Genomic DNA, 12978 nt, shown 5'->3' on the forward strand with positions numbered 1-12978 from the left:
TCGGACCTGGGGCGCCCCGGTTCCGGTCGGGACGCCCCAGGGGCTCAGTGCGCCCGCACGGTGCCGCGGGGCACCAGGTGCTGGGCGAGGAGTCCGTCGCGCACCAGGCCCGCGTAGACGGTGGCGCCGTACTCCGAGGTGTGCGTGTTGTCCTTCTTCTCGTTGTACAGGTACAGCGCCTTGGAGCCCTCCACGCCGAGCGACTCCACCAGCGCCTTGGTCAGCGCCGTGAGGTCGATCAGCGGGACGCCCTCGGCGGCGGCGACGGAGCGGATCACCTCAGGATGATTGACGCCGAGCCCGTTGACCAGAAGCGCGGTGTCGTTGTTCAGCGTGCCGTCGGCGTTGAACCAGCGGCGCACGATCGGGGTGACGAGCACCGGCCGCCCGCCTTTCTCCCGGGCGCCGGCCACCAGGGTCTCCAGGTTGGCGCGGTAGGTCGCCTCGTCCGTCGTCTTGTCGTTGTGCGCCAGCTGGATCAGGACCAGGTCACCGGTGCGGATCAACGGCTGGACGGTACCCCAGAGTTGGGGGTTCTGGAGGTAGGTCACCGTACTTTCGCCGGAGTCGGCGTAGTTGGCGACGGCGACCCCCCTGCGCAGGAACTGCGGGAGCTGCTGGCCCCAGCCGGTGTAGGGGGCGGCCGGCTGGTCGCAGACGGTGGAGTCGCCGACGAGGAAGAGCTGCCGGGTGTGCCGGGCGGGGGTGACGCTGATGCCCGCGAGGGCGGGCGCGGAGCCGCCGATCGTCAGGTCCAGGCCCGGGGTGCCGTCCGGGCCCGTCGGCTCGCCCTCGGGGGTACGGACGTCGACGGTGAAGGCGCGGGTGACGTGCCGGTCCGCCGCCACCGCCGTCTCGGGCAGCAGCGCGCGCCGGGTCTCCCCGCTGACGCTCGTGCTGGACGCGGCCGCGCCGCCGAGCCGGACCGTGACGTCGTAGTCGCCGGGCGGGACGTCGAAGTGACAGGCGGTGGCCGTGCAGTCGGCGAGACCGGGCGGCGGCTGCCGGGTGTCGGCCCCGGCGGCGGGAGCGGTCGTCAGGCAGGCACTGAGGACGGCCGCCGCGAGGGCGGCGACGCGAACACCGTTGAAACGTCTCACTCGGGACTCCTCCGTCACGGGACAGGGCACGCCGACAGGTCTGGCGGGGACCGTACCGCTGCTCGCAAGCGCTTTCTAGACCTTGGACCGATTTAGCGAGATTGCCAACTCCATGAAGACGAAAGCCCTTTCGCGAAATCGATTCAACTGTCACTCTCAGGGACACCCGCACCTCCGCCCCACCGAAGGAGGCACCCCCATGTCCGGATCCACCGGGAGGCCGCTCGGACGCCGCACCTTCGTCCTCGGCAGCGCGGCCGCGGCCGGTACCGCGGCCCTCACCGGACCGCTCGCCCAGACCGCCTCGGCCGCGGCCTTCGGCTGGTCGGACGACGGCTCCAACTACGTCGTCGACACCGGCGCGAGCCTCGTCTTCAAGGTCAGCAAGACCAACGGCGACCTGACCTCGCTGGTCTACAAGGGCACCGAGTACCAGGGCTACGGCGGTAAGAACTCGCACGTCGAGTCGGGCCTCGGCACCTCCACGGTGACCATCGCCCAGTCCGGCTCCACGATCCTGGTCTCGGTCACGTACGGCACGCTGAAGCACTACTACGCGGCCCGCAGCGGCGAGAACAACGTCTACCTGTGGACCAACAAGGCCGACTCGTCCGTCACCGCCACCCGCTACATCGTGCGTGTCAAGGCCGGCCTGTTCCTCAACGACGAGCCGGACTCCTACACCTACGCGCCCACCGTCATCGAGTCCGCGGACGTCTTCGAGAAGTCCGACGGCCAGACCCGCGCCAAGCACTACTCGAAGCTGCGGGTGATGGACTACAGCTACATCGGCTGGACGACCGGCAGCGTCGGCCTGTGGATCGTGCGCAGCAACCACGAGAAGGCGTCCGGCGGTCCGTTCTACCGCTCGCTGCTGCGCCACCAGAGCGCCGACGGCGGCGGGCTGTACGAGATCCTGTACTACGGCGAGAACCAGACCGAGTCGGAACGCTTCGGCCTCCAGGGCCCGTACGTCATCGCGTTCACGGACGGCGGCGCGCCCTCCTCGTCCCTGTACCCGGGCACCCTCACCACCTCCTGGGCGGACTCGCTCGGCATCTCCGGGTACGTGGCGGCGAGCGGGCGCGGACGGGTGGCCGGGGTCGGCATCTCGGGCCGGGACACGGCGTACGCGTACACCGTGGGCCTCGCCAACTCGGCTGCCCAGTACTGGAGTTCGGTGCGCTCCTCGGACGGCTGGTTCTCGATCGCGGGGGTGCTGCCGGGGACGTACACGCTGACCGTCTTCAAGGGCGAACTGGCTGTCTACACCGGCTCGGTGACCGTGACTGCGGGTGCCACGACCACCCTCAACACGATCGCGATCGCGTCCTCCAACGACCCCAGCAACGCCACCGCGATCTGGCGGATCAACAACTGGGACGGCACGCCGGGCGGGTTCAAGAACGCCGACCTGATGACGTACGCGCATCCGTCGGACGTGCGGGCCTCGTCCTGGACCGGGAACGTGGTGATCGGGAGCGGCACCGAGACCTCGTCCTTCCCCTGCTACCTGTGGAAGGACGTCAACAGCGGGATCATCGTCTACTTCAAGCTGACCGCCGCGCAGGCCGCCGCCGCGCACACCCTCAGGATCGGTGTGACGACGGCCTACGCGAACGGCCGGCCGCAGGTCGTCGTCAACGACACCTGGACCTCCGCCGTGCCCTCGCCGCCCACCCAGCCGAGCACCCGGTCGCTGACCGTGGGCTCCTACCGGGGCAACAACAACACGTTCACCTACAGCGTCCCGGCGTCCGCCTGGCTGACGGACACCAGCTCCTACAACACTCTGAAGATCTACGTGGCGAGCGGCTCGGGGACGACGTCCTTCCTCAGCGCCGGCACCGCGATCGACGCGATCGACCTGCTGGCCTGAGACCCGGCAACCCCCCGCGGCCGGGCGGCGACCTGAGGGCATGACCCCCTCGAACGAGCAACCCCCCACCTCCGCCCGGCGCCACACCCGCGCGCTGGCCGCCGGCACCGCGGCGGCCCTCGGGCTGGCCGCGGTGTCCCTGGCCGGGCCCGCCAGCGCCGCGTCCACCCTTACCGTCGCCAAGGACGGCTCCGGGATGTACACCACCGTCCAGGCGGCGGTGAACGCGGCCGCCTCCGGTGACACGGTCTCCGTCGCGAAGGGCACGTACCAGGAGATCGTCAACGTGCCGGTGACCAAGGCCGGGCTGACCCTCAAGGGCGCCACCGGCAACGCCGAGGACGTCGTCATCACCTACGACCGCGCGGCCGGTTACCCGGACTCCAGTGGCAACAAGTACGGCACGCTGGGCAGTTCGGTGGCGACCTTCTCCGCGAACAACGTCACCGTCACCGGCCTCACGGTCCAGAACACCTTCGACAAGGACGCCCACCCGGAGATCACCGACACCCAGGCCGTCGCCGTGACCGCGCAGGGCGACCGGCAGACCTTCCGCAACGACCGGTTCATCAGCCGCCAGGACACCGTGCTGAACTGGGCGCCGTCCGCCACCGGCCAGTACCGCCAGTACTTCTACTCGTCCTTCGTCACCGGGGACGTGGACTTCGTCTTCGGGAACGCGACGGCCGTCTACGACCGGGTGAACATCCAGCTGCGTGACTCGGGCGCCGCGGCGGGCGGCCTCAACGGCTTCCTGTCCGCGCCCGACACCAGCTCCGCGAAGACGTACGGCATCCTGGTCACCGGCAGCAGCATCACGAGTTCCGCGGCGGCGAACACCTACTACCTGGGCCGCCCCTGGCACCCGACCGCGGACGCCGTCGGGCAACTGGTGATCCGCCAGACCTCCCTGCCGGCGGCCGTGAAGACCGCCGGACCGTGGACCGACATGAGCGGTTACTCCTGGAAGAACGCCCGTTTCTTCGAGTACGCGAACACCGGAGCCGGTGCCGGTGTGAACGCCAACCGCCCGCAGCTCACCGACTCACAGGCCGCGAGCTACACGGCCCAGCAGTACCTGGCGGGTACGGACGGCTGGAATCCCGTCGGCTGACCGTCGGCTGATGTCGGCTCAGCTGCCGCGCGTCCACTGCTGGTTCGTGCCGCTGTTGCACGTGTACGTGATGACGGCGGCCGAGTTGGCGGTGGACGCGCCGTTCACGTCCAGGCACTCACCGGTCGTACGGGCCTTGATGTTGACGTAGGAGCCGGAGGTGACCACCGACCACTGCTGGGTGGTGCCGCCGGTGCAGTCCTCCTGGGTGACGTTCGTGTCGTTCTCCTGGAGGCAGAGCGAGCTGCCCCGGCCCATCAGCTCGTAGTAGCCGGTGCCCAGGTCCTTGAACCACCACTTCTGGTTGGTGCCGCTGTTGCAGGTGTACTGGCTGATCGCGACGCCCTCCCAGAGGGACTGGTCGGGGACGTCGGCGCACTTGCCGCTGTGCCGGGCGATCAGCGTGTTGTACGTGGCGCTGGTGCCGCTGACGGTGCCGGCGGCGGTGTCGACGGAGACCTCCGGGTACCAGGACATCGACATCGAGGTGCTGGTCGGGAAGGTCAACGGCAGCCAGACGTAACGGGAGTCGTTGACCGTGCCGCCGAAGGAGTTGCCCCAGCGGTCGCCCATGTAGAGGTACGAGGTGCCCGAGGTGCCGGTGACCGGGAGGACGTAGGCGGTCTGGGAACCGTACGCCGTGGAGTCGCCCACGTTGGCCCAGGAGGTCCAGGGTCCGGCGAGCGAGGTCGCGGTGGCGTACTTCTGCTGGTTGGGGCTCCAGCCGGTGGCCGCCGAGGTCAGCATGAAGTAGACGCCGCCCCGCTTGAAGAGCGCCGGGGCCTCACGGCTGGAACCGGCCCAGGGGTTGGCGACCAGGCTGTCGACGGCGGTGTAGTCGGCGGTGAGCCGGTAGATCTGCAGGTCGGCGTTCTCGTTGGCCGCGGACACCATGTAGGCGGTGCCGTCGGTGTCGACGAAGGTCGTGATGTCCCGGGACATGTACTGGCCGAGCGGCCGGAAGCTGCCCTGGTAGGTGTAGTTCCCGTCGACGGAGTCGGAGACGGCGACGGCGGCCTTCGCCTCGCTGTAGTCGACGCCGTTCTCCTTGTGCATCCACATCACGAACTTGCCGGTGGAGGCGTCGTAGATGACCTTCGGGCGCTCGATGTAGGCGGTGCCGAGCTCGGTGGCGGAGGACTGGGTGAGGACGTGGTTGCGGAACTCCCAGGTCTTCAGGTCGGTGGAGCGGTAGGCGTCCACGTACCTGAAGGTGTTGTCGGCGTTGCGGTCCTCGCCGAACCAGTAGTAGTAGCTGCCGACCTTGACGACCCCGCCACCGTGGGCGTGTACGACGTTCCCTGAAGTGTCGGTGAACCGGGTGCCGTTGGTGACGGTCTGGGAGGCGGCCGCGGCCGGCCCCGCGGTGGCCAGGGCGCCGATCACCGCCAGACAGAGGGACAGCAGGATCGCGTACGCACGTCTCAACTCACACGCTCCTCGGGGGGAAGGCATGCGGTTCGGGATGCCGAACGGCATGTGGTATGGCGAACGTTGTGATCGCCGAAAAGGTAAGGGCGTGTTACGCGTGGGTCAACGGGTCCGACGCGACACGGGGGAAAGCGATTTCCAGCCGTTCGCCGGCACGGCTCGTTTTTCTGTTATCGAGGCCGGTCGCCCGCCGTCTCCTCTCACGTGCGCACCCACCTCCACACCACCGCGGCCGCCGTCGGCGCCCTCGCCGCCCTGCTGGCCTCCGCTCCCCCGGCCCTGGCCGCCGGCGCCCGGGACGTCACCGCCGACGTCCTCGCCGGCCGGGACGTGACCCTCACCGGTGACACGGTCGTCACCGTGCCGGCCGGGACGACGACGTACGACGGCGCCTTCCACGGCGAGGGCACGCTCACCGTGCGCGGCGGCGGCACCCTGATCCTCACCAGGGACAGCGACTTCACCCTGCCGAAGTCCCGGCAACGGCAGGTCGTACGCACCCAGGGCGGCAACCACCCGTACACGACCGTCACCCACCCAGACCCGCCGGCGATCACCGTCGAGCGCGGTGCGACGCTGCAGTACGGCACGGGCGGCGGCACGGGACTGATCGGCCACTTCCCGTACGACACGCCCGGGTACCGGCTGAACCAGCTCAACGTCCGCGTCGACGGCACCCTGCGGCTGTCCCTGGCCCGCACCTTCAACATCGGCACGATCAGCGGCTCGGGCCTGGTGACCCAGCCCCGGAACACGTGGGGCACGCTGGACCTGGCGGGCACCCACCCCTTCTCCGGGGTCATCGACAACGGCACGGGCATGGCCGTCGGCCGCCCCGAGTACCCGGTGGCACTGTCCGCCGCCCGCGCGATCCTCAACCAGGGCTCCTGGATCATCGACACCCCGCTGTACCGGACGATCACCCTGCGCCAGGACTTCTACCAACGGGAGTACGGCAGCGACGTCAACGTCCATTCGCGGCCGGGCAGCAAGGTGGTGCTCACCGGGCAGTACAGCTACAGCGACCGGGGCGGCGACACCGACCCGGCGTTGAGCGACCCTTCGCTCAACTGGAAGGCGCTTCCCCACCAGTCGAACAAGCGCGGCACCAACATCGAGGGCGCCGACGTGCACTGGGGCGACGGCACCACCCATCGCATCTTCATGCCGGGCACGAAGGACACCGTCTACATCAACCTGCACGCGGCGAGCGGCCACCGCTCGAAGCTCACCTTCGACTACGACGGCCCGGTGACCCTGGGCGCCCCGATCGGCGGCGGCCGCTACCACGACACCCTGGCCGCCCCCGGCGCCGGCGACGTCGTCATCGCCGGGACCCGCGGGAACGACGTGACCTTCGCCGCCGCCCAGGACTACGACGGCTCCACGACCGTCGAGAAGGGCGCGGTGCTGCGGCTCGGTTCGGGCGCGAAGGGCGGCGACGGCTCCCTGCTGACCGGCACGGGACAGCGCCGGATCGTGAACGACGGCACGCTGTACGTCCGGAACACGTCGACCCCTGTGACGCTGGCGTACCTAGGGGGTCGGGGTCGTTCGTCCAGTCGGGCGGGGCCACCACCACCCTCACCGGCAGCGCGGTGTCGTACACGGGGACGACGACCGTCAGCAGGGGCACGCTGGCGCTGCGGTCCGGAGCGACCCTGGCGCACAGCAGGGCGATCCGGCTGACGTCGGCGGGCGCCCGGCTGGACGTGGGCACGGCCGGCCTGCGGGTCACCACCAGCCTCACCGGCAAGGGCACCGTACGAGGCTCGGTGACCAACGACAGCCTGGTGACGAGCGGGTTGACGGTGCGAGGGCACTACACCCAGCGCAGGCAGGGCGAACTGGTGCTGCGTGACCGGCCGTTGACGGTGACGGGCCGACTCGCCCTGGCCGGCGCCCTGGACCTGTCCGACGCGGGCACGTCGGCCGCCCGCCGCATCACGCTGATCGACCACACCGGCACGGACCGGACGACCGGCGCCTTCGACGGCCTGCGCGAGGGCACCGAGGTGAAACTGGCCGACACGGTCTACCGGATCACCTACCGGGGCGGCGACGGCAACGACGTGGTCCTGGTCGCGCGGACGGCCGAGGCGACGACGAAGTCCGACGCCACGGACTCCGGCACGTCGTCCGGCGCTTCCCCCGGCGTGACCACCCGCACCGCCGCCGACTCCACGGACGCCTTCGGCTGGTGGCCCTACGCCCTGTCCCTCGGCCTCCTCGGCGGCCTGATGGTCCCGGCAGGCCTGCGCACCCGGCGCGGGGGCCGCCGCGGGCCCGGCCGCCACGCGGGCTGACCCCCTGCCCGCGCCGTCCCGCGCCGGCGGTGGGTGCTCGGGGCGCGGGCGGTGCGGTCAGGGGGTGGACGGGGGCGGTCCGGTCGATCCGGGTCGGTTAGCGTCGGGGTATGAGCAGCGACAACTCCCTCAGTCTCGCCGACGCCCTCGCCGCCGGAACGGTCGTGCTCGACGGCGGCATGTCCAACCAGCTGGCGTCCGCCGGGCACGACCTCGGCGACGGGCTCTGGTCGGCGCGGCTGCTGGCCGACCGGCCGGACGCGGTCAGTGACGCGCACCTCGCGTACTTCAGGGCGGGCGCCGATGTCGCGATCACCGCGAGCTACCAGGCCACCTTCGAGGGCTTCGCCGAGCGCGGGATCGGTCACCAGGAGGCCGCCCGGCTGCTCGCGCTCAGCGTGGAGCTGGGGCGGGACGCGGTGCGTCGGGCGCGGGCGGAGGGGATCGTACGGCCGTTGTGGGTGGCCGCGTCGGTCGGGCCGTACGGGGCGATGCTCGCGGACGGCTCCGAGTACCGGGGGCGGTACGGGCTGAGCGTCGACGAGCTGGAGGCGTTCCACCGGCCACGGCTCGAGGTGCTGGCCGCGGCGGAGCCGGACGTGTTCGCGCTGGAGACGGTGCCGGACGCCGACGAGGCTGCGGCCCTGCTGCGGGCGGTGCGCGGGCTGGGGGTGCCGGCATGGCTGTCGTACAGCGTGGCGGAGGGGCGGACCCGGGCGGGCCAGCCGCTGGCGGAGGCGTTCGCCCTGGCCGCCGACGTGGACGAGGTGATCGCCGTGGGTGTGAACTGCTGCGCGCCGGAGGATGTGCCGGGGGCGGTGGAGGTGGCCGCGCGGGTGACCGGGAAGCCGGTGGTCGTGTACCCCAACAGGGGGGAGGCGTGGGACGCGGAGGCGCGGGCGTGGACGGGGCGGTCGACGTTCGGGGCGGAGCAGGTCGCGGGATGGCGGGCGGCGGGGGCCCGGCTGATCGGGGGGTGCTGCCGGGTGGGGCCGGAGGGGATCGCCGGGATCGCTCGGGTGGTGTGAGGGCGGCGCGCCGGTTCGCCGTAGGGGTGCGGCTGTTCGGCGGCTGACCGCCGTCGTCAGCCGGTCGCGCAGTTCCCCGCGCCCCTGACGGGACGCCGCGGCCCCGTTCCCTGTGTCCGGGACGGGGCGCTAAGGTCCCGTCGGGAACCGGTTGCCGTTCCCGGGAGGCGGGGGACGTGACCAGAAAAAGCGGGGACGCCGGGCGCAGCACCATTCGTGATGTCGCCGCTCGGGCCGGGGTGTCCGCCTCCACCGTGTCCCGGGTGCTCGCCGGTGACTATCCCGTCAGTGCCGCCGCCCGCGGCCGGGTGCTGCGGGCCGTCCGCGAGCTGGACTACGTCGCCGACGCCCGGGCCAAGGCCGTCGCCGGGGTGGGCACGCCCACCCTCGCCTTCGTGCTGGAGGACATCACGGGGCCGTCGTTCGCGCACATGGCGCACGGGGTGGAACGGGAGGCGGCGCGGCTCGGGCATCTGTCGCTGGTGTGCAGCACCGACGGCGACGTCCGGCGTGAGCTGGAGTTCATCGAGATGATGCGCGCCCAGCGGGCCGCCGCCGTGATCCTGGTGGGCGGGGCCGCGGACACCCCCGAGTACCGGGAGCGGACCGGCCGGATCGCCGACTCGCTGGCCGCGGCCGGGTCGCGGCTGGTGCTGTGCGGACGGCCGCCGCTGGGGCCCGGCGCGCCGGTCACGGTCATCGAGTACGACAACGAGGGCGGCGCCTACGCCCTGGTCGCCCATGTGCTCGCGCAGGGCCACCGGCGGGTCCTGTTCCTCGGCGGGAAGCCGGACCACACGACGGCGATGGGCCGGGAGCGCGGTTATATGGCCGCGCACCGGGCGCGGGGGCTGGAGCCCGACCCGGCGCTGCTGCTGCACGGCGACTTCACCCGGGACTCCGGACACCGGCTGATCCGGCGGGCCCTCGCCGCGGGGCTGGAGTTCAGCGCGGTGGTCGCCGCCACGGACATGGTGGCGGCGGGGGCCCTGACCGCCCTGCACGAGGCGGGGCTGGGCGTGCCCGGGGACGTGTCGCTCGCCGGGTACGACGACATTCCGTTCGCCCGCGACCTGCACCCCGCCCTGACCACCGTGCACGTGCCCTACGAGGAGCTGGGGCGGCTCGCGGTGCGCACCGCGCTGGGGCACGGCGAGGCGTCGGCCGCCGAGCACCTGCTGCTCGGCACGCATGTCGTCGTGCGGGACTCAGTGGCGGCGCACGGCGGCCACTGAGCGGCGCAGCCGCCGTACCGCCAGGGTCAGTTCGGCCGTCCTCTCGATGCGTGGTGCCGGGCCGGGCTTCCACAGGGCGAACTCCTCGTCCCGGGTGCCGGACTCCGTGCGGGGCGCGCCGTCCCCGAGGACGCGGACCGGGTGGGTGTCGTCCCAGGGCTGCCAACCGGGGTCGCCGCTGGTGACGAAGCGGACCCACGCGCCGTGCATCGTGTCGGCCAGCGACTGCGGGGCGCCGTCGCCGGCCAGCAGCGCCGAGTCCGGCAGCGTACCGGTGTCGAAGACGAAACCCAGCTCGAGGCCGTGGCAGGCGCCGAGACCGGGCCGGTTGGACGGCCAGGCGAACTCGTACAGGTACGACGAGCCGGGGCGGGCCTCGGCCAGCCGGTGCAGCGGGCGGCGCAGCAGGTGGTCGGTGACCATCTGGCCGACGATCTCGGCGGGGCCGGCGTCGGGGTGCAGGGCCCGGTAGCCGCGCGGCACCTCGTGGCCGGCGTGGCAGCGGGCCATGGCACCGGCGAGGGCGACCGGTCCGAGCCGGTCGACGTGGTCGACCAGGCCGCCGGGGACCAGCCAGAGCCGGTACTCGTCGCGGGTCCAGCCCATCAGGAGGTCGACGCCCCTGGCCGCGTCACCGTCGAGGAGGGCCCGCAGCGGGTCGCGCGGGACGAGGTCGCCGTCGACGACGATGCCGAAGGCGGGGCCGCCGAGGACGGGGCTGCTCAGCCGGCCCACCTCCGCCTGGGTGCGCAGGAGCAGTTCGCGGTCGATCCCGGCGAAGGCCTCGGCGGTGGCGGGGACCTTCAGGCGGCCGGCCATCCGGCGGACCATGCGCCGGACCTTGTCGCGTTCGGCGGCCTCGGGCGGGCCGCTCTGCAGGACGGCCCGCCGGATCAGCCCCTGGGTCTGGGGCGCGGCGAGCAGGGCGCCGGTGCTGATGGCGCCGGCCGACTGGCCGCACAGGGTGATGCGGTCCGGGTCGCCGCCGAAGCCCGCGATGTTCGCGTGGACCCAGCGCAGGGCGGTGAGCTGGTCGTGCAGGCCGGGGTTGGGCGGGGCGTCCGGGAACAGGCCGTAGCCCTCCACGCCCAGCCGGTAGTTCACGGAGACGAGGACGACACCGTCGCGGGCGAACGCGTGCCCGTCATACACCGGAACGGCGGAGGACCCCCTGGTCAGGGCGCCACCGTGCAGCCAGACCAGTACCGGGAGCCGGGCGCCCGGGCCCGGTTCCGGGGTCCATACGTTCAGGTTGAGGCAGTCGTCGCCGGGGACGGCCGGGTCGGACAGGTACTGCGCGAACGCCTCCGAGTACGGCGGTTTGGGCGCCGTCGGCCCGAAGGCGCCCGCGTCCCGGACGCCGTCCCAGGGTTCGGGCGGACCGGGTGGCCGGAACCGGTGGGCCGCGAACGGCGGGGCGGCGTACGGAATGCCGCGGAACACCGCGATCCCCCGCTCCCACCTGCCCCGCACGGCCCCGTACGGGGTGTCGGCCACCGGGTCTCTCGGGTCCGTCCCGTCTGCCGTCATCCGCCCACCAGCTCCTCCCGCCGCGTGTGCCAGTACGCCGGTACGACAAGAGCACCACATCCGCTCCCGGTATTCCGGCACACACGGCGTCCGAACGCGCACTCGGGGCTACTTGGCGTACATCAGGGTGCCGAAGCCGAGCTGGTCGTAGCCACCGCTGTCGGAGCCGTAGTCACCTCCTCCGCCCTCGGGGGCGACCAGGTCGTAGTACATGGCCGAGATGTACTTGTCGTCGAGGTTGACACGCCGGTTGTAGTGGAAGTGGAGCATGGCCCACACCGGGCGGATCTGGCCGCGGGAGGAGGCGGAGACCACCGTCTGGGAGGACTGGGCGCAGCTCTGCCCGGTGCCCCAGGTGTAGGTGGTGAACGGCACGTCCTGGCCGAGGTTGTACTTGGCGACGTACTGGGCGGCCTTCATGAAGCGCCGGCTGTCGTACGAGTACAGGTCGTCGCCCTGGTTCCAGGCCATCTCGCAGATCGCGCCCAGCTGGCCCATGCCCATGACGGTGTGGCCCTGGTCGCGGCCTGACTCCTGCCACTGGCCCAGCGCGTAGCCGTCGGAGTCGGTGTACAGGTAGGGCACGGCATGGGCGATGGAGCCGTTGCCGGCGCCCGACTTGAAGTAGGCGACCGCCTGGTCGTACTTGGCCTTGTCCTCGTTGAGGATGCCGATGGCCAGGACCGAGGCCATGTTGCACAGGTCCCAGTTGGCCCAGTAGTTGGTGATGCAGGCGTCGTTGTGGTTGGTCAGGAAGCTGTTGTTGAGGGGGTAGAAGACGTTCGCCAGCATGGACCGGGCGGCGGCGAGGTCGAAGCCGCCGTAGTCGCGCATCAGCTCGCACGCGTTGGCGAACTGCCAGCCGTAGAGGCCGGCGGCGAGGAACCGGTCGGCGTTCCCGGTGACCGTGGTCAGCGTCCTCGACCAGGCGTTGAGGATGTCGGCGGCGCACACGGCGTTCGCCTCGGTGCCGGCGACCTTCCAGCGCAGGGCGTTCTGGTAGGCGGCGGCGATGTCGTTGTACAGCAGGCTGTAGTTCTGCCCGTCGCCGCCACGGATGATCGTGGCCGTCGCCCGGTTGGTCCAGGTCGACTGGGAGTGGGAGTTGGCGGTCAGCCTGTTCCAGCCGGACAGCCAGGGGTCGGTGCCGGCTGCGACCCGCACCTTGGCACGGTTGATGTCACCGGCGTTGTGCAGCATTCCGGGGTGGGTGAAGGTGGCCGGTGCCGCGTCGGCCACCGTGGGGGCGGCGGCCGAGGCGGCGACGGCAAGCGCGGCGGCGGACTTCAGGACACCGCGGCGGCTCAGTCCGCTGGTTCCTGACCGGGGTGGTACGCGGCGGCTCATCGCGTGGT

At 71.8% G+C, this 12978-nt stretch carries 8 protein-coding genes and 1 pseudogene; 5 read left to right on the plus strand and 4 right to left on the minus strand.

Annotated features, from left to right (window positions below; all coding sequences use genetic code 11):
* Positions 1 to 44 precede the first annotated feature (44 nt).
* Positions 45 to 1100, minus strand: coding sequence for a rhamnogalacturonan acetylesterase (locus MB828_RS22055; RefSeq protein ID WP_301649691.1), 1056 nt, complete (start codon positions 1098 to 1100; stop codon positions 45 to 47).
* 199 nt (positions 1101 to 1299) lie between these two features.
* Here MB828_RS22055 and MB828_RS22060 point away from each other — a divergent pair, with 199 nt between their 5' ends.
* On the plus strand, positions 1300 to 2979 hold the full coding sequence (locus MB828_RS22060; RefSeq protein WP_301649692.1) for a rhamnogalacturonan lyase B N-terminal domain-containing protein: 1680 nt from the start codon (positions 1300 to 1302) through the stop codon (positions 2977 to 2979).
* A gap of 40 nt (positions 2980 to 3019) precedes the next feature.
* A complete protein-coding gene (locus MB828_RS22065) occupies positions 3020 to 4093 on the plus strand; it encodes a pectinesterase family protein (RefSeq protein WP_301649693.1) in 1074 nt (357 codons plus the stop codon).
* A gap of 18 nt (positions 4094 to 4111) precedes the next feature.
* Here MB828_RS22065 and MB828_RS22070 read toward each other — a convergent pair whose 3' ends face one another.
* Complete coding sequence (locus MB828_RS22070; protein WP_301649694.1) at positions 4112 to 5521, minus strand: RICIN domain-containing protein; 1410 nt, start codon at positions 5519 to 5521, stop codon at positions 4112 to 4114.
* A gap of 207 nt (positions 5522 to 5728) precedes the next feature.
* Here MB828_RS22070 and MB828_RS22075 point away from each other — a divergent pair.
* The 3 genes and pseudogenes from MB828_RS22075 to MB828_RS22085 all read left to right on the plus strand — a co-directional run bounded on the left by MB828_RS22075 (position 5729) and on the right by MB828_RS22085 (position 10093).
* Positions 5729 to 7830, plus strand: a pseudogene (locus tag MB828_RS22075) (autotransporter).
* 110 nt (positions 7831 to 7940) lie between these two features.
* Positions 7941 to 8858, plus strand: coding sequence for a homocysteine S-methyltransferase (gene mmuM / locus MB828_RS22080; RefSeq protein WP_301649695.1), 918 nt, complete (start codon positions 7941 to 7943; stop codon positions 8856 to 8858).
* Between the two features lie 176 nt (positions 8859 to 9034).
* A complete protein-coding gene (locus tag MB828_RS22085) occupies positions 9035 to 10093 on the plus strand; it encodes a LacI family DNA-binding transcriptional regulator (protein WP_301649696.1) in 1059 nt (352 codons plus the stop codon).
* Here MB828_RS22085 and MB828_RS22090 read toward each other — a convergent pair.
* Positions 10067 to 11623 (minus strand): carboxylesterase/lipase family protein, encoded by a 1557-nt coding sequence (locus MB828_RS22090; protein ID WP_301649697.1) that lies wholly within the window; start codon positions 11621 to 11623, stop codon positions 10067 to 10069. The genes MB828_RS22085 and MB828_RS22090 overlap by 27 nt on opposite strands.
* A 108-nt stretch (positions 11624 to 11731) precedes the next feature.
* A complete protein-coding gene (locus MB828_RS22095) occupies positions 11732 to 12970 on the minus strand; it encodes an alginate lyase family protein (RefSeq protein WP_301649698.1) in 1239 nt (412 codons plus the stop codon).
* Between the last annotated feature and the right edge of the window lie 8 nt (positions 12971 to 12978).

The sequence above is a fragment of the Streptomyces arenae genome (assembly GCF_022343545.1).
Taxonomy (GTDB): domain Bacteria; phylum Actinomycetota; class Actinomycetes; order Streptomycetales; family Streptomycetaceae; genus Streptomyces; species Streptomyces humi.